This is a genomic window from Methanosarcina sp. WWM596 (assembly GCF_000969965.1).
In the GTDB taxonomy this organism is placed as follows: domain Archaea; phylum Halobacteriota; class Methanosarcinia; order Methanosarcinales; family Methanosarcinaceae; genus Methanosarcina.
The window spans coordinates 4,084,372-4,102,827 of sequence record NZ_CP009503.1; the positions used below are offsets into that span (position 1 = coordinate 4,084,372).

The 18,456-nt window shown below is 43.7% G+C and carries 15 protein-coding genes and 1 tRNA gene; 8 read left to right on the top strand and 8 right to left on the bottom strand.

All coding sequences use genetic code 11. The annotated features are described in order from the left end of the window. Positions 1-149: 149 nt before the first annotated feature. Positions 150-223, top strand: a tRNA-Lys gene (locus tag MSWHS_RS18015). Positions 224-722: 499 nt separating this feature from the next. Beyond that, entirely contained in the window at positions 723-893 is a 171-nt protein-coding gene (locus tag MSWHS_RS18025; RefSeq protein WP_048128601.1) for a CopG family transcriptional regulator, read from the top strand. Between the two features lie 297 nt (positions 894-1,190). Here MSWHS_RS18025 and MSWHS_RS18030 read toward each other — a convergent pair whose 3' ends face one another. From MSWHS_RS18030 to MSWHS_RS18070, 8 genes are all read right to left on the bottom strand, one after another. Beyond that, positions 1,191-2,225 (bottom strand): methionine synthase, encoded by a 1,035-nt coding sequence (locus MSWHS_RS18030; protein WP_048130084.1) that lies wholly within the window; start codon positions 2,223-2,225, stop codon positions 1,191-1,193. A gap of 115 nt (positions 2,226-2,340) precedes the next feature. Beyond that, positions 2,341-3,384, bottom strand: coding sequence for a methionine synthase (locus tag MSWHS_RS18035; RefSeq protein WP_048159505.1), 1,044 nt, complete (start codon positions 3,382-3,384; stop codon positions 2,341-2,343). Between the two features lie 346 nt (positions 3,385-3,730). Next, positions 3,731-4,207, bottom strand: coding sequence for an ATP-binding protein (locus MSWHS_RS18040; protein ID WP_255350474.1), 477 nt, complete (start codon positions 4,205-4,207; stop codon positions 3,731-3,733). Next, positions 4,173-4,577, bottom strand: a complete 405-nt coding sequence (locus tag MSWHS_RS18045) for a hypothetical protein (RefSeq protein ID WP_048130087.1) — start codon at positions 4,575-4,577, stop codon at positions 4,173-4,175. Before MSWHS_RS18045 ends, MSWHS_RS18040 begins: the two co-directional genes overlap by 35 nt. A gap of 155 nt (positions 4,578-4,732) precedes the next feature. Continuing rightward, a complete protein-coding gene (argS, locus tag MSWHS_RS18050; RefSeq protein WP_048130088.1) occupies positions 4,733-6,442 on the bottom strand; it encodes an arginine--tRNA ligase in 1,710 nt (569 codons plus the stop codon). Between the two features lie 224 nt (positions 6,443-6,666). Then, positions 6,667-7,914 (bottom strand): peptide chain release factor aRF-1, encoded by a 1,248-nt coding sequence (gene prf1 / locus MSWHS_RS18055; RefSeq protein WP_048130089.1) that lies wholly within the window; start codon positions 7,912-7,914, stop codon positions 6,667-6,669. 750 nt (positions 7,915-8,664) lie between these two features. Next, positions 8,665-9,702 carry a 4-demethylwyosine synthase TYW1 gene (twy1, locus tag MSWHS_RS18065; protein WP_048130091.1) on the bottom strand — a complete coding sequence of 346 codons (1,038 nt, stop codon included), beginning with the start codon at positions 9,700-9,702 and terminating at the stop codon, positions 8,665-8,667. Between the two features lie 112 nt (positions 9,703-9,814). Then, a complete protein-coding gene (locus MSWHS_RS18070) occupies positions 9,815-11,857 on the bottom strand; it encodes a DNA-directed DNA polymerase II small subunit (RefSeq protein ID WP_048159506.1) in 2,043 nt (680 codons plus the stop codon). An 841-nt stretch (positions 11,858-12,698) separates the two neighbouring features. Here MSWHS_RS18070 and MSWHS_RS18075 point away from each other — a divergent pair. The 6 genes from MSWHS_RS18075 (at position 12,699) to porB (ending at position 18,259) form a co-directional block, all read left to right on the top strand. Continuing rightward, positions 12,699-13,256 (top strand): S26 family signal peptidase, encoded by a 558-nt coding sequence (locus MSWHS_RS18075; protein WP_048130093.1) that lies wholly within the window; start codon positions 12,699-12,701, stop codon positions 13,254-13,256. Positions 13,257-13,791: 535 nt separating this feature from the next. Further along, a complete protein-coding gene (dusB, locus tag MSWHS_RS18080) occupies positions 13,792-14,763 on the top strand; it encodes a tRNA dihydrouridine synthase DusB (protein ID WP_048130094.1) in 972 nt (323 codons plus the stop codon). A 592-nt stretch (positions 14,764-15,355) separates the two neighbouring features. Further along, entirely contained in the window at positions 15,356-15,904 is a 549-nt protein-coding gene (locus MSWHS_RS18085) for a pyruvate ferredoxin oxidoreductase subunit gamma (protein WP_048130095.1), read from the top strand. Then, a complete protein-coding gene (gene porD / locus MSWHS_RS18090; protein ID WP_048130096.1) occupies positions 15,901-16,161 on the top strand; it encodes a pyruvate synthase subunit PorD in 261 nt (86 codons plus the stop codon). The genes MSWHS_RS18085 and porD overlap by 4 nt, the downstream gene beginning before the upstream one ends. Then, on the top strand, positions 16,161-17,372 hold the full coding sequence (gene porA / locus MSWHS_RS18095; protein WP_048130097.1) for a pyruvate synthase subunit PorA: 1,212 nt from the start codon (positions 16,161-16,163) through the stop codon (positions 17,370-17,372). The genes porD and porA overlap by 1 nt, the downstream gene beginning before the upstream one ends. Next, the gene (porB, locus tag MSWHS_RS18100; RefSeq protein ID WP_048130098.1) at positions 17,369-18,259 is read left to right on the top strand and encodes a pyruvate synthase subunit PorB; all 891 of its coding nucleotides are present in this window, start codon (positions 17,369-17,371) and stop codon (positions 18,257-18,259) included. The genes porA and porB overlap by 4 nt, the downstream gene beginning before the upstream one ends. Positions 18,260-18,456 lie beyond the last annotated feature (197 nt).

An 18,456-nucleotide genomic window follows, 5' to 3' on the forward strand; every position in this document is an offset into this window, starting at 1 on the left:
AATGACCTGAAACTCAATTTCCAGAATTCAGGATTTTTACTTCAAATTTAGATTCTGAAAAACTATATTAAGTGCCTTCGTGGGCGCAACCTATAAATATTTGAAAATACATTGTGAGAGTCGCTCATTGAATGAGAATTACAATGCGTGGGCTCGTAGCTTAGTCAGGCAGAGCGATGGACTCTTAATCCATAGGCCGGGGGTTCAAATCCCTTCGAGCCCGCTGATCTCATTAATCTCTTTTTACAGCCTCTTTAGCGTTATATCAATTTCAAAAATCCTTTTCAAAAACCGTTTTCAAACTCAAAAATCCTTTTCAAAAACCGTTTTCAAACCCAAAATCCTTTTCAAAAACGTTTTCAAACCCAAAATCCTTTTCAAAAACGTTTTCAAACCCAAAATCCTTTTCAAAAACGTTTTCAAACCCAAAATCCTTTTCAAAAACGTTTTCAAACCCTTATCTGACTCTTTAATTTCACCTATCTCACCTCAGGTTATTCAGATAACTCACCTAAGGAGTATTTCTGAGGTTTTAAGCAGCATCTGATGAAAAACCTTATCCCTATGCTCTCCTAAGCATTGTACAGCTCTAACAGCTCCTAGGCGACTTTAAAAGAACCCACCGGATCTGAAAGAGAGAAATATGAGTTGAAGAAAGAAGTTATCAACCAGAAAAGACAAAATTCGAAATCAAAAAAGAAAAACATTGGAGTGCAACCCTGATGCCAAAAGTAAGTGTTGAAATCCCTCAGGAGCTCCTTGATGACCTCAACAGGCATGTGGGAGATAACAAAAAATTCGTCAGCCAGTCTGATGCTATCCGAACTTCCATTCGTAAAATGCTGGACATGATGGACGACATAGATAGAAGGCGTGGAAGGCTTAATGAGTAAACCACTGTTGGTTAATGAACAAATTCATAAGCTTCAAAAGACAGAAAAGTATGAAAAAACATGATAAAAACATAAATTTAACCAGAAACCTTATCAAACCGGAAAACCACCGGAAAAGACCACCCCTTTATTTCTACTGTGTTTTGATATCAGAGGACTAATATAGTGAGTTTTCACTGCCCAGCAGAGTTTCTACTGGAGATAAAAATGGGGGTTGACCTGGATATAGTTAAGAGAATTTTCTAAATATCCAGGGTTGAAATTTCTGGTTGAATCATTAAAAAAATGGTTTAAGGGTTAACAACTTTCCCTGAAATCCCTAATACCCTGCGCAACGTTCGAAAGCAGAATAAAAGTTATCTTCTGGTTGGGCCAAGCACCCAGACCGCAGTCAGGACCCACATACTTAATCAAGCTGCCAAACCGCCTGTATGCTAGCTTCAGCCTTTTTGCAATGACAGCCGGGGTTTCCAGTTGCGTAACGATTTCAGGAAGATACTGCTGATCCTTCCAGATGTTGGTAGAGTATTTCTCGTTCAGGACTCCTGCCAGGGAGTAGATATCTGTTCTTGCAATTCCGAGCCTCAGGAAAGAATCCGTGTCTTCAAGCATTTTTTTGTCAATAAGCTCCAGATAGGAAGGCGTGCCCGCAGACTCCACCCCTATCACATTGATTGTAGGAGTCTGGCAGGCAAAATTATAGTAAAGGGCAGAATGAAGATGAATTTCCACATCAGCCCCCCACTTACTCGCTGCCCTGGAAGCTTCGGTTAGGGCAGAGATGATATCGTTCTCATCAAATGAAAGTTCAGGGTTCAGCCCTATGCTTGGCTCGTCAATAGAAACTGTTGTAATCTTGAAATGTTTTGCAGATTTCATTGAGTTCCGGACGAATTTGTTTACACTTTTTGCAAAAAGAGAATATATGTCCGTATACTGTGTACCCCCAAATTCCTTCAGGTAAAGTTCAGTTGGGCCGGTTACACAGATCCGGACCTTTAAAGTTTCCCCGAATTTTTCTTTATAGGCTTTTGCAACCGTTTCTATAGCCTCAAGCTCTTCAATCCTTGCGCACTCCAGTTTTACCTCAAAGGGGCTTTCAGTGCAGTCAGAGTCCCGGATAACCTTCAGGAATTGTTCATTCATGTCCTGGTACTGAGGATAAGTGGGGACCTCTACACCTGCATCTATTTTCTGCTGAAAAGCATCATTGATTACCGTAAAGAGTTTCTCATCTTCTGTTCTCGTTTTAAAGGCGTTTTGCACCCATTCTTTACTGACTCCTTCGGGTAAGGGATAGCTTCCGATATCGTCAAAAATGATTTCTTGCATGCTCTCTTAGTATACCTTTAAGAATTTATCATTATTGGGAAGACAGTAAAATTATAAAAAAGTAGAGAAGAAAACTTGGAGAATTTTCTCGCACGTCTCCCATCGTTTCCCCAAGTTACTCCTGACTTTTCATTTCTGCATTAAATGTATTGATGCCTTTTGCCGTATTCTCAAGCAGCCTGAAAGCAAGTTCCTGATCCGGCCAATATGCCAGCCCACAGTCCGGACTTGCATATTTGATACGGTCCCCGAGAATGTAAGAAGCTTTTTCAAGCCGCTTTTTAATGATTTCAGGCGTTTCCATATCAGTAATAATTTTTTGCATGTACTCTTTTTCCTTCCAGGCATTGACCCCATAGGTCTCGTTAACCATACCGATAAGGCTGGAAATATCAGTCCTCGAGACCCCAAGCCTTATGTAAGTATTCGAGTCTTCCAGGACTTTTTTATCCATGAGGTCTATGTAAGAGGGAGTTGCAGCATACTCAAACCCAATAACATTGATAGGGGTCTCACAAACAAGTTTATACTTTAATGGAGAGTGCAGATGGATCTCCATATCTGCCCCCTGTTTTCGCGCGTAGGTAGAAGCCAGAGTAAGGGCAGAGATGATATCAGAGTCAGAAAACTGGATTCTGTCATTCATTCCAAGACTGGGTTCGTCAAGAGAAATAACTCTGATTTTGAAATTTTTCGCAACTTTAAATGCCTGCTTTATGAAATTCTCGATATCCAGTGCCATGACATGGTATGCATCTGAAAAAGCAGTAGCTCCGAAAGCCTGAAGGTACAGGTCCGTAGGACCGGCAACGCAAACCCTCACTCCCAGGGTCTCTCCTGTTTCTTTCCTGTATTGCTTTGCAACCTCGTCAATAATCTCCAGCTCAAGAATTTTTGCGTTTTCCTCTTTGACCACATAAGGCTCATAACAGTTCTTTTCATCTTTGATTATTTCCAGAAACTGTCCGATCATATCCCTGAACTGCGGATAAGTAGGAACGTGTACTCCAATATCGATTTTTCTCTGGAAAGTCTCCCTTACCAGAGAAAAAAGTTTTTCATCCTCGTCCCGGTTTTCAGCTGCAGCTTTCACCCATTCCCTGGTGAGACCCTCGGGTGTGGGAAGGCTGCCTCCGTCGATAAAAGTGATATCCTGCATATGTGCTATGTAAGACAGATCGGGTATTATAAGTATTGGAATTACCCCGGGTAATAAATTAAAAAGTGATCGATGCTGAAGATACTGAAATTTTTTTGATTAAAGAATAGATGCTGAGGTATCTTAAATAAAGTAAGGCTTTATTGGGGAATAAATAGATTGACAAGGCATTAACTGATCTAAAATAGATATGTATTACACCCTTAGAGGCTGTCTGAATATTTATTTCGCCTCTCGATGATGTGGAGTTCTTTTAAGACACTCAGGTATTTCGTAATCCTGCCCTTCTCAAGCTCTTTATCGTTCATTATCTCTCCCAACCTGGTATTTCCCTTTGCAACGGAATTTATGATCGAGTAATATATCTGATCGAGTAATATATCCTGGGCTCGGTGAACTCCTGCTGGAGCACGAACATCGTATCATGATAAAGAAAAGTATTCTTTTGCAAAATTCGACCCTTTATGTTTTCCAGAAGGGGTTTTCTGTAATCAAATTCCAAAAGATACGCAGGTGTTCCTCCCAGCACCGCATAAGTAAGGACCTTCTCCTCCGCCTTCAGCTGTGGAAAAAACTCACAGACCTCCCTGAACTTCAGGGGCTCAAGCAGGATCTGTTCTGTCCTCCTGCCGTAAAGAGGAGATTTATATCCGAGCAGAGATTCCATCATGACAATAGAAGAACCGCAGAGCACGAAAAAAGCTTTTTTTACTGAAATAACGGTCACAGTACTCCTGAAGAATACTTTAAAATATATTAAAGAAAAAGTAGTGTAAAAATTAAAGTAATCAATGCCTCTTCCTGTACTTCGCGAGGACTTCACTATTTGCCTCAAAAGCTTTTTCCTCAATGTAACCCTTTTCCAGGGTCCATTCAAAAAAGCTCTGGAGAACTTTTGCAGCTGTCCCGATGAATTTTTTACCTCCTCCTACCTCAACCACGTAGTCATCAAGGAAATCCTTAATTCCGGCGGGACTGAGATGTTCGGGACCAAAAACATCAAAGTAATTTTTGTCTTCAGGCAGGGCGGTACAAAGAGCCCTGTCTTCATCTGACAGGTAATCCTCCGCACTGAGTTCCAAGAATTCCTCGTAAAGAAGAATCACATCTTCACAGTCCATGAAGACATCAGGCTTTAAACAGGCTTCCTGTTCACTCAAGAATGTCCGAAAAGCTTCATTTATTGTGATCATACTTATCGCTGCAATGGTATTTTGTTGAATACTATCAGTTTGCTATAAAAGATCTTATATTTTTCTAAAGATGGAAGGAAATAGAATATTTTCATTACTATTTTCCTTTTTTCCTGTTTCTGTTATATCTTCATTACATCTGCTTTTATCGTTTTTCACATTGATTCCGGAGCACCTATTCCAAGGGTATCAAGAGAGTTTGCAAGGACAATCTTTGCACAGTCCACAAGGGCAAGCCTTGAAGCCCTGACCTTCTCATCCTCGGCTGCGATAACCGGGACAAAACGGTAGAACTGGTTAAATGCGTCGGCAAGTTCGCGGGCATAGATAGCAAGGACGTGAGGCTTGAGTTCGCGGGCTCCAAAGTCGATTACACTGTCAAACATTGCCATTTTCTTGATGAGATCGATTTCGCTGTCCTCGACAAGAAGAGAGGGGTCTATTTCCATGGAAGAGTCCCAGGCTGCTTCCTCTTTTGCTTTCTCAAGGATGCTGCAGGCACGGGCATGGGAATACTGGATATAGGGAGCACCCTGTTTCTCAAAATCCAGAGCTTCTTTCCAGTTGAAAACTGTGGATTTTTCGGGGGAGACCCTAACTATATCGTATCTTACTGCCCCTATTCCGACCATTTCTGCAACCTGCTTCTTGAACTCGGCTGAGGTTTCGGGGCGACGAGTTTCAACCTGCTCGAAGGCAGCTTCAGTAACCCTGTCAAAGAGGTCATCTGCACTTATGAACTGACCGCGGCGAGTGCTCATTGAGCCTTCAGGGAGAGAGACAAACTCAAAAATAACGACCTCAGGTTCCTTGATTCCTATAGAATTCAGTGTAGCCCTGAGCTGGCCGGAAATAAGTTTGTGGTCGGCTCCGAAAACGTCGATTATTCGGTCTGCCTGCCCGGCTTTCCATTCGTGGTAGGCAAGGTCGCGGGTTGTGTAGAGAGAGGTGCCGTTTGAGCGCTGGATAACAAGGGTCTTTTTAAACCCGTAATCAGAAAGGTCAACCACAAGGGCTCCTTTATCCATCTTTGTCCTGCCGGTAGCCTTGATGCGCTCGACTATATCGTGTACTGCCCCGGATTTGAGGAAAAGCGACTCACTTACGAATTTATCATGAACAACATTTAAGCGGAGGAGAGTTTCCTTAATCCCGGCAACAGCCAGGGAAACTGCCTTATCAAAACGTTCAATAGTCCTGACATCCCCGGCTTCAATATTTTCCATAAGGGCATCGATTTCCTTTACATCCTCAGGGTTTTTGTCCAATTTGGCATTGGCTTTGATATACACGTCAGCAATTGCAGCATCAGACTTTCTGGAAAGGTCAAGTTCAAAGCGTTCGCAAGCCCAGGAGACCACTGCAATCTGGCGCCCCATATCGTTAACATAGTACTGGACCTCGACATCGTATCCTGCGCGCCTGAGGATGCGGGCAAGAGTATCTCCTATAATCGAGTTGCGGATATGTCCTACATGAAGAGGACCATTCGGGTTTGCCGAAGTGTGCTCAAGGAGAATTCTGTCCTTTGGTGCCCCACAGCCAAATTTTTCTTTTTCTACCCGGACCGCATTTACGGTTCTGTCCAGGTAGTGCCTGCCTGCAAAGAAGTTAATGTAAGGACCTGCGGCACTTACTTCTCCTATATATGAGTCTTCAGGAATTTCAATTGCAGAAACGATACGGGATGCAAGATCTTTTGGGTTTTGCTTGTGAATGCCTGCAAGCCTGAAGGCGGCTCTGCTCGCAAGGTCAGCATGGGAAGAGGTTTCGAATTGAAGTTCAGAATCCTCAACCTCAAACCCGACCTTTCGGATAGCTTCTTTTAAGATTGATGTAGCCTGAGCTTTGAGTTCCAGGAACAAGATAAATCACCTATATAAATCACCGTAAAAAACTAAAAATCCTTAATGTAATCCTCATGTGATAGATTTAATCTGTCAAATAATCTGTCAACTTCTAATCTTCTGATCTGATTGATGTGATAGACTTTAATTTACCAATTTCTGATCCACTGATCTAAGGACAATTTAATTAAAAAAGTATTGGGTGAAAATCACTTAGAAGAGGATCTTGCCCCTTAGTGAGATCAAATCCCAGTGTTGTACCTGAGGATTGCAGCTATGCCTCCAAAAGCATTCATAAGCTGGGAACCTTCATCAAAGTCGGTGGATACGAAGAATACCTTTGCATTACTCTTGTCGGCAAGCTCTGAGAATTCATCCACGACATCTGTAACGTCCGTAACCTCAAGAGAAGAACCACATTTAGGGCAATTTCCAGCTGTGGGAGCAGGTTCTCCAGGCTTCCAGCGCCGTGTCCACTTATTTTCGTATTCACAGACACTACATTTCGTAGTTACCCTTTCTGCACGCAGGTCTTCGGAAAGCAGGAGCACATCCACTGAATTGATCTCGAGGTTTGCCCTGACCTGGGCTTCTCCATAAGCTACCTTACCCGAATCGGAAATCAGTTCTTTGAAAAAGGATCTGACGGCATTCTTCTGTCCCGTGAGCTCAAGGTCCTGGAGCTTTTCCCCTGCAGCATTAACAAGTTCTGAAAGCCCGGACTCGTCGGTATATGCCGTATCAAAGAGCCCAATAATTTTTTTCAGGAGCTCGTGGTGCAGGAAATCACCTGCATAGAACTCTTCCTTTGTCGGTGAAGGACCCCCTATCAGGACGCCTTTGAGATCTTTATGGTCTACACCCATGAAAATCTCACTTGCAGCATCTCCTATCCTCTTGTAGAACTCATGAATTGCAATGAGCCTGAGCTGCTGGAAACGATGAGCACTCTGACCACCTTTCCTTTGCTTTCCGGGAACCGTTGAGGTCAAGTTGCGGAAAGCCTGGATTCGTTTTCCGACCAGAAGCCCTACAGTTGCTTCCCTGCGGTCAAGAACCAGAAGCCCGTAGGTGTTCTTATCTTTGAGCATATCCTCAAGAGGCTCAAGGTAGAAAGATGAGTCACAGTGGTATTTGTAGACAGTTATGGGGTCAGGAGGAACAATTACCTCGCTTTCCATGTTTGTCTTGTTGGCTCCGATATCCACAGCTCCTGTAAAGTACACTACCCCATTCTCAGGTACTTTGTCCAGGTATCTTAGCCTTGAAAGCAGAGACTCAATTGCTCCCTGCACATTCGTCCTCGTAAGCTTGGACTTGATGTTTGCAGCCTGTCCGTGCTCGTCTTTTAACTGGTTTGTAACATCGAAAATCTGCTTGTCAGCAGGAATATAAAGAGAAATAAGCTCCGTGCTCCTTCCTCTCTTATTCCTGAGACCTTCAAGCTTCTTTTTAAATTCATACTTTTCGTGTGCGGATTGTTCAGTCATTTTAAAATTTCCCCGATGAATAAAGTAGTAAGATTCGTGAGTTAGGAATTATTCAGTTTAGTTTATTCTGATTAACTCGAAATTATGAAACTTCTATTGAAACCGGTGATTTCTATTGGAAAGTTATAAAGTCCGGCATCATAATAAATTTAGTTATTCAGTGTAATATTCGTTTAGCATTTCGGATTCGTTTAGCACGTCGGTTGGTATACAACGGATAACCGGAGGATTCGATGAGGATAAATCACACAGTGAGTTCCTGTCTCACCCGAAATCCGGGTACAAAAACCGCCTGGAAAACGAAGAACCTGAGAGTGAAAAATACACCCTTCAAAAGCCGGCATCTCAACAAGCCGCTAAAGCTTGCATTTATGCTGCATAAACCTGCCAGGTTTCGCATTCTTTTGATCGCACTAGATATGAGACATAATCTTACTCAAACTGTATATGATAATTTGATAATTAACGATTTGATTTAATTTAATATTGAATTAACCCCTGTGGGATGATACTCTAATTGAAACTTAGGTTTATATTTGTTTCTATCCCCCGATCTATTTTATAGATTTATGCAGCTATAAAAGAGTTACTGTACACTGATCTCCTGCTTTAGAATTCACTTCCAGATAGAAAAGAGATAGAGAAAGCCAGAAAAAGGAGAACTAATTAGATAAGTAAGAATCAAAGTGAGAATTGAAAATAAAAAAGTTAGATGAAAAAAGCTGATAAAAAAGATTAGCTGATAAAGGTTTAATCCAAGCAGGAAACCTTTTTTACGGGAGATTTTTTCCCGTCCTTTGAGAGCAGGACAACCCTGCTAATTTCGGACTCATCTACGATTTCATACCCCAGGTGCTTTACAAGCTCTTTCGAAAACTCCAGTACCTCTGCGTGGGTCGGCATGGCAGAGCGGTCTAGACGAAGGCGTGAAAAGCCAAGGTGCATGTAAGCCTTTATTTCCACAAAATCCGGGGAGGCTCTTTTAATTAGTTCAGCGTAACCTTCCGGATTGAACATATTTTTGCCCTTGACCAGTGTAATCCTGATGACCGTTCTTGAGCATTTATCTTTCATAATATCCAGAGACTCGTTGATCCTGTCCCAGAGTGAAGGGGATTTTGGCTGGCAGACTCTGAGGTAGGTCTCGAGGTCCGGAGCATCGAGACTCATGTATAACTGGGAAGGGCTGACCTTTGCAAACATTGAAGGGACAGTTCCGTTCGTAACCAGAAAGGTAGTAAAACCTCTCTTTTCATATTCTTCAATAAGTTCAGGAAGGTAAGGGTAAAAGGTCGGCTCTCCAGACAGGGAGATTGCAACGTTATTCGGTTCATTGCCTTCAAGCCAGCGTTCCCTGAGTGCATTTGGAGAGCCGCCGAACCCTGTGATCAATTTACGCTGGCAGGCGATGCTTTCCTCAACTATTTTCTCAGGAGAATCCCATTCTCCGGGTGCAGGGACCGGAACCTCAGTCGGACGCCAGCAGAAAAGGCATCGCTGGTTGCACATGAGAGTAGGAGTCATCTGAAGGCAGCGATGGGATTGGACACCATAAAACTTCGATTTGTAGCAAAAACCTTCATCGTTCATGGCTTTCCTGAGCCAGAGACAGGTCTTTACTGCTGAATGGCGACCTGCGAGGGCATAGCCCTGCTTTTTAAGAAGGGTTGCAAAATCAGGGATATCAAAGGGAAGAGAGGTCTGCTCTTCATCCCGATTTTCTTCCTGAATTTCCGGAAAGCTTTCTCCGGAACCTTCTTTTTCTTCCTTTCTTTCTTCAAGCGACATTTTCCAGATATTAAACCTTTGTGGTATATATAAGGATCGGAAAATAATTTTAGAGAACTTCATCAGGCTAGAGGATTTAGAGAAATGGAAAGTCTGAGTTTTCAGACCCGGCTTAGTCAAATGCCAGAATTTTCACATCGAAATCCGCAAGATCCACAACTGGAACTCTGGCTGGCACAGGCATCAGGTTTACACGCTTCTGGAACTCAGTCTGGGCCTGCCAAGTTCCGGAATTAACCAGTAGAACATTTTTGTATCGCTGGACTCCAAGGGTATGGACATGACCTGTATGAATGATATCCGGAACAGGGTCAATTATAAAGTAGTCTTTTTTCTCCGGGGATATGGAAACCCTGCTCCCGTACGTTGGAGCAAGGTGCCTGCGCTTAAGCATCTCAAGGACTGCACCTGCAGGATCCTGATAAGAGACGCCGGGAACACTTGCCACCAGATCGTCAATCGACCTGCCGTGGTAGATAAGGATTCTGACGCCGTCAAGATCCACAAGAGCCGGGTTGCCTACAAAAGTGACATTTTTTGGAAAATCTGCGCAGATCCTCTCAGGCAGGGCTGGCTGTGGTTCTGCCTGGCGTACAGCGTCATGGTTTCCAGGGCTTATGATCACGTGTATGTGTTCAGGAACTTCTCTGAAGTACTCTGCTGCTTTTCTGTACTGTTCATAGACATCCAGAATATCCAGTTCCATTTCCTGGTCAGGATAAATCCCTATACCGTCCACGAGGTCTCCTGCAACAACGAGATAACGGACCTGAGCTGCAATCTCCCGCATTTTTTCGGAGTCAGATTCACCTTTCAAAAAGTCCAGGAAGTCCAGCCAGGCCTCTTCCAGGAACTGGGAACTACCTACGTGCACATCCGAGATAAGTACGGCTTTCCCATAGCTACCTGTCCTGCGCTGAACACTGTTCGGGACATCTGGCTGGATGATCTTTGTGGCAAGCATAAGCTTTCCGTCGTTAGTAACCGAGCCTGTTACCCCGATGACCTCGTCCAGAAGAAGCTGCGAAGCCAGCTCAAAGAGTTCCTTGTCGCTATTTCGGATAAGAACTGAAAAAGAGCCTGTAGAGTCTTCAAGAGAAAAGATTTTGTGCCCATTGGTTGTGTTGCTGATATCAGAAACCATTCCTATAATCGATATCTCCTCAGTGTTTCCGTCTGATCCACGGCGAAAATTCCTCCTTTTCAAACTCTCTATAGGGCGTGCATTAATCCTGCCCCGGATGATCTCAGAGAGCCTGCTGTACCTGTCCCTGAAATACTGCACAAACTGCATATACTCCCCAACACAGGTCGAATGCCCGGTAATATCGGAAAGCACGGTAACAGGGTTGCGGCCTGGGAGATACCTGACTTCTTCATCTCTGGAACTCGAACGGAAAGAATTTCCCTGGTTTGAAAAGAGAGAATCTGCTCCGTAAGCACGGTTGGAGGGAGAAGGAGAGCCTGCATGTCCAAAAAAAGAGGAGGCTGATTTTTCTACACTTCTTGAAGAAGCAGAGGGATAAACAGGATTGGAAAAAGAGCCATGAGCAGAATCATGAGCAGAATCATGAACAGAATCATGAACAGAATCGTGAACAGAATCGTGAACAGAATCGTGAACAGAATCGTGAACAGAATCGTGAACAGGATCGTGAACAGAATCGTGAACAGAATCATGAACAGAATCGTGAACAGAATCGTGAACAGAATCATGAACAGGATCAGAACCCTGAGAAGAAAGAATGTCAGGTTTAATCTCCGGATTGGAGTCTGAGACTTCAACCGCCGAAAAAACATCCGATTCAATACTTGATAATCCTGGTTCCTCAAGGGCATCCAAAGCAGGGTCAAAAGTTTTTACCACGTGCGAGTCTACGGGTTCTAAGGGAGAAGAGGAAATTTTACCTGAAGCCATCTGGGAAACTGCCCCGGGAGATGTTTCAGAAATTATCCTGGAAACCATTTTAGAAGCTTCAAAGTCCTTCAGGTCGATATGTTCGGGTTCAATAACGAAAACACAATCATCAATAGTTGAAAGGATATATTTTAGAAGGCTTTCAGGAGAGTTACTCAATTTGATTAATTCTACGGCTTGCGGACTTATCTGGTATCCTTCCTCTATAACTGCCCGTACAATATCGATCTCATTCATAATTCCGACCTGACTATCTCAACCTGACTATCTCAACCTGACTATCTCAACCTGACTATCTCGACCTGACTATCTCGACCTGACTATCTCAACCTGACTATCTCAACCTGACTATCTCAACCTGACTATCTCAACCTGACTATCTCAACCTGACTATCTCAACCTGACTATCTCAACCTGACTATCTCAACCTGACTATCTCGGCCTGACTATCTCGACCTGACTATCTCAACCTGACTATCTCGGCCTGACTATCTCGACCTGACTTTATGACCGCCAGGGTCTGTTGAACCTCATTTGATATGATATCAATCAACTTGAGGTCAAATAGATTTAAGGCAAAGACCCACTTAAAATATAAAAACTAAACACATACAAAATTGCTTCGATGCCAGCAAAATAACATCATACATTAGTAAGGGTTTTCAGTTAAATTAATGATTTGAGATTCTCCAGTGACTGTTTATATAGGACTTTCTTAATTATAAAAATATTTCCTGAAACTTATCATTTTTCCCACTTATCGGTATAATCAGATTTCTAAATAATCATTCAAATTTTATAGAATTTCAGTCTATTTTACACAGAATGGCCTGTAAAAAATATCATGGTCTGACGATAAATAGTAAATTAATATAGGATAAAAACAAATCGTATAGGCAAGTATACTGAGAAGAGTCGTATAATAAAACAAAGGATTCTGGTACAATTAAAGCGTGAAAATGAGATTTATACAAAAATATAAATTACATAGCTGATGAAATGCTGGCACAGACACTACAGACCGAATGAAATATGATACAGCACCAAAAGAATAAGATAAAGGAAATAAAGACTTACTATGAGCAACACTAATACACAAAAAAGTACCCAGGAAGAAGAAAGCTTCCTAGTCTCCCTTGGGAAGGATTTGCTGTCGGTTGCAGCTGTACTGATAACCTTTATGATTCTTTCCAAACTGGCGTTCGGGCTCTGGACACCTATGGTCGCAGTGGAGTCCGGAAGTATGGAACCGCATATGCAGATAGGAGATATTATCTTCATCAAAAACATCGATCGAGTTGATCTTGTTACCAATGAAGAAGGGAAAAATTCAGACTATATGACCTTTAGTGACTACGGAGACGTCATCCTCTATCGACCCTATGGGCAGGAAGGCATAACTCCCATAATACATAGAGCGATGTACAGGGTAGAAACCGGCGAGCCTATGTGGGAAAATGGTCCTGCTGCCCCTTACTCAGGATACATTACCAAAGGAGATAATCCTGTGACCAACAAGCACTTTGATCAGGAAGGACAGATCAGTTATTATGTGCCTGTAAAGGATGAATGGATAATAGGGGTCGCAAAGTACAGGATTCCTTATCTCGGACATATCAGGCTGTTCTTTTCATGAGCCTTTTGAGTTGTATAACCACCAGCGGATAATCCTTCAAGTTATTAACCGATGAACATACCTCCATCAAAGGATATAAACACTGATTATATCCCCTTCCAGTTACATACCCTCTTGACCTGTACATTTAATTCCAATCAGCACTTAATTCCAATCAGCACTTAATTCCAATAAACACTTAATTCCAATAAACACTTAATTCCAATAAACACTTAATTCCAATAAACACTTAATTCCAATAAACACTTCCGTACTCTTAATTCCAATAAACACTTAATTCCAATCAACACTTCCGTACTCTTCATGAAAATTCTGAACCAGACTTTCCTTCCCTGGTTCAAGCATCTTGCTTTTCACTTCTTTTCTTTCAGTCACCCGGACTTGTACATTCGGCAGTTGTTCAAACTTTTTCCATACATTTTTGCGAAACCTTTTTGAGCTTCAACAAATCAGAGTAGACAATAACTATAAAGTGAATCTAAAACTGAAAACGAACCTAAAAAAATTATAAAAACAGCTAATAAGTATAAGAAACATGAGCCTTAAAAAACTGAAAATTGGCAGGACAGAGCTTCCTGGAAACCTTCTTCTTGCACCTATGGCAGATGTAACAAATCTGGCTTTCAGGCTGCTTTGCAGGCAGTATGGAGCTGACCTGACGTACACAGAGATGATAAATGCAGATGCCCTGCTCAATGAAAGCAGGAAATCTTTTATTAAAGGACTGAGTTCTCCTGAAGACAGGCTCTTCGGGGTTCAGCTTGTGGGAAGCTGCCCTGATAAACTGAGAGAGGCTGCACTTCTTGTTGAAGAAGAGTATAGGCCTGAAGTTATAGACGTTAATATGGGCTGCCCCGTAAGACGCATCACGGGGGCTGGCTGCGGCTCAGCTCTCCTCAATTCTCCGGGACTTATCTATACAATAATCTCAGAGCTTACCGATGCCCTGAAGACTCCGGTCAGCGCAAAGATCCGCCTCCTTGAAAAGGAGGAAAAAACTCTTGAAATTGCCCGTCTGATAGAAAAAGCAGGAGCATCAACTCTGACTGTGCATGGAAGGACAGCAGCACAGATGTACTCAGGCAGCTCGGACCTTAAAGGAATAAAGGCTGTCAAAAATGAGCTTTCTATTCCTGTTATTGCAAACGGGGACATCAAAGATGAAGAGTCGGCAGAAAATACCCTGGAGGTTACAGGCTGTGACGGGCTTATGATAGGGCGCGCTGCAATGGGAAACCCTTTCATTTTCAGAAGGATCAGGCACTACCTTGAAACCGGGGAAAGAATGGAGGTGAACCGGCCTGCAAAGCAGCTTGAAGAGTTTGAAGCTTACATCCTCCTCCTTGAAAAATATAATCTTCTTTCTTCCATGAATCTCCGGATGCATGCCCACTGGTTTACAAAAGGACTTCACGGCTCGCGGCATATAAGAGAAAAAATTAACAGTTTAAAAGATGGAAAAGCCATAATTGAGCTGATGAGAAGTTCCCGCCAGGAAAAATATTAAAATATACTATCTTTTGAAGGCAAGGATTGTTTACAGCTAAAGTGAGAGAAAACAGATCAAGAAGGCAGGTTAACCTGATAAAGGAAATTATAAAATGTCTGAAAAATAATTATAGGTTAGAAATATATATAAATAACTTCTTGATTTTCACCGAAAAACTAATAATAATCTACACTATTATCCATGAACTATGGACACAACACGGCGTGAATATAAAATTGAAAAAATATTACGTTTAAGATAAGTTATGATCCAGTTATTATAATACTTTCAGGTTAACAATCAGCCGTCCAAACTTTTGGGTCCTTGCGCATCTGCCTGTGCGTTTCGCCCAGTGTCTGTAGAAAGCGTTATGTGCAAAGCCGCAATGAGCAACAGATGCTGAATTTGATCTGACAAACATTAATAGATTGAATAACATCAGGTTAATTCGATTAACAGCAGTGTGCCAGACAACTAAATTATATAAGTATGCCATACAGACTGCAAAGAAACATCCAAAAACGTCCAAAAACATTCAAAAACGCCCAAAAACGTCCAAAAACATCCAAAAACGCACTAATAAAAATCACATTTAAAAAGGAGAATCCAGATGAAGGAAATCAGAATACACGGTCGAGGAGGCCAGGGTTCTGTTACTGCGGCTGAAATGCTTTCCGTTGCAGCTTTTGAAGATGGGAAGTTCAGCCAGGCCTTCCCCGCTTTTGGGGTAGAACGTAGAGGTGCCCCTGTGCAGGCATTCACCAGACTCAGTGACAGTCCCATTAGACTCCGAAGCCAGATATACACACCAGATTACGTGATCGTCCAGGATGCCACTCTGATCGAAACTGTCAACGTTGCAAGCGGGATTAAAGACGACGGTATCATCCTCATCAACACAAAAGAAAAACCCGAAGAACTCAAACTTGATACAAAAGCAAGGGTCATGACCGTAGATGCTACAAAGGTGGCAATGGACATCATAGGTCTTCCGATTGTGAACACTGTCCTTCTGGGAGCTTTTGCAGGTGCGACCGGAGAGATCAATGTAGAATCCATTAAAAAAGCCGTAAGGGACCGTTTTTCCGGCAAAGTAGCCGAAAAGAACTCTCAAGCAATTCAGAAAGCCTATGAGCTTATCAGGGGGAAAGAAGCGTGAAAATCACAACAGGAGGAGCTTGTGAGCCGGGTTCTACCCTGGTAAACAAAACCGGAGGCTGGAGAAACTTCCGTCCCGTATATATTTACGAAAAATGCACCAAATGCGGAATCTGCGAGATTATGTGCCCTGACATGTCAATCCGTCCCAGAGGAGATGGCTTTTTCGAATACAACTACGACTACTGCAAGGGATGCGGCATCTGCGCAAATGAATGCCCTGCAAATGCAATTGAAATGATCCTGGAGGAAAAATAATGCCGCTCAATTCAGCTGACAAGGCCAAAATGGTCGTCGTGGAAGGTTCATACGCAGTTGCCCAGGCAGCAAAGGTTTCCCGTCCAAATGTTATTTCCGCTTATCCTATCACCCCTCAGACCCATATTGTTGAGGACTTATCTCAGTTTATTGCAGACGGGGAAATCCCGAACTGTGAATATATCAACGTGGAATCCGAATTCTCGGCAATTTCTGCCCTTGTGGGAGCTGCCGCTGTCGGGGCAAGGACATACTCCGCAACCACCTCCCAGGGGCTTTTGCTCATGCACGAGGTTCTCTTCAACGCCGCAGGAATGAGAATGCCCATCATCATGACCGTGGCAAACAGGGCAGTCAGCGCCCCGATCAATATCTGGAACGACCACCAAGACTCAATTGCCCAGAGAGACACAGGCTGGCTCCAGCTTTATGCCGAGGATATCCAAGAAGCCGCAGACATGATCCCCCAGATCTTCAAGATCGCAGAGGACAAAGATGTGCTCCTGCCTGGCATGGCCTGTATGGATGGATTTATCCTCTCCCATGTCTACGAACCCGTTGTGCTGCTTGAGCAGGACCTTACTGATGAGTTCCTGCCCAAATATGAGCCGGAATACGTGCTTGACCCCAAAAATCCTCTTACTTTCGGAGCCTTTGCTGACCCCTCGACTTACACCGAATTCAGGTACCTGCAGGAAAAGGCAATGCAGGCAGCTCTTCCGAAGATAGAGGCCGTTTCCAAAGAATTCGCAGAGATCTTTGGAAGGGACCACGGAGGCCTTATCGACGGCTACCAGCTCGAAGATGCCGAGGTAGTTATCATGGCCATGGGCTCCCTTGTAGGTACCCTTAAGGATGTAGTTGACGAGTACAGGGCAAAGGGCGAGAAGATCGGTATCCTGAAAGTCAGGTCCTTCAGGCCCTTCCCGAAGATGCAGATCAGAAAGGCCCTGGCAAAAGCCAATGTTGTTGTCGTGCTCGACAAGAACATCTCCCTCGGAACCAACGAAGGTGCCCTCTTTACCGAGACCAAGGGCTGCATGTACAACAGCAGGTGCGATATTCCAATTATCGGCTACACCTTAAACCACGGAGGCCGAGATGTACGCATTGAGCTGGTCAGCAAGATCATAGAAGAAGCCAAGAAAGTCACAAAAGACGGAATTACGGTTGAAAGCCAGTTTGCTGATGTCAGGGAGGAATTGCTATGAGTAAACCCGCACCTAAAACCTACCTTTCCCCGGGACACAGGGGATGTGCAGGCTGCTGTGACGCCCTTGCCGCAAAGTTCATGCTTATGGGCGCAGGCCCGGACTGCATCATCGTTAACCCAACAGGTTGCCTGGAAGTTATGACCACCCCCTTCCCGGAATCTGCCTGGCAGGTCCCGTGGATACACTCCCTCTTCGAAAACGGAGGCGCAGTGGCATCAGGTATCGAGGCTGCATTAAAAGCCCTCGGCAAGAAAGGAAACACAAGGGTCGTCGGAGTCGGCGGCGACGGCTCGACAATGGACATCGGGATTCGGTCTCTCTCAGGTGCCTTTGAACGGGGCCACGACATCACCTACGTCTGCGTTGATAACGAGGCCTACATGAACACTGGGATCCAGAGAAGCTCCGGAACCCCCTTCGACGCTTCCACAACGACAAGCCCCGTAGGCAAAGTCTCCTTCGGAAACCCACGCCCGAAGAAAGACATGCCCGCTATCATGGTAGCCCACGGTTCTCCGTACGTGGCCACAACCTCAATCGGTTTCCCGCGGGACATGATCAGGAAAGTCAAAAAAGCTACCGAAACTGTGGGTCCTACCTACATCCACACCCTCGCCCCCTGTCCCACCGGCTGGGGTTTCGACGGCTCCAAGACTATCGAACTTGCAAAACTCGCAGTTGAGACCTGCCTCTGGCCCATGTATGAAATGGAAAACGGTGAACTTACCCAGGTGAGAAAAGTCAAGAACCCCAGACCCGTCGAGGAATACCTCAGGGCCCAGAAGCGGTTCAAACATCTCTTCACCATGGAAGGCGGCGAAGAAGAAATCGCAAAGATCCAGGCCGCTGCAGACTGGAACATAAAACACTACGGGCTTCAGTAAAATCTGAAGTTCTACTTTTTCTTTTGTTTTTGAGTTATTTTTTTCAGGTTTGGGTTTTTTGCTCGATTTTTGATTTTCAAGTATCGGTTTTTGGTCTGAGATTGTTTTTTTACCTGTGCTCCGAAAAAGAAATTACTATTTGCTGATAGATCTTTCCAACTTCTTCCAGCCAGATAATCCAGAAATTGATATCAAAA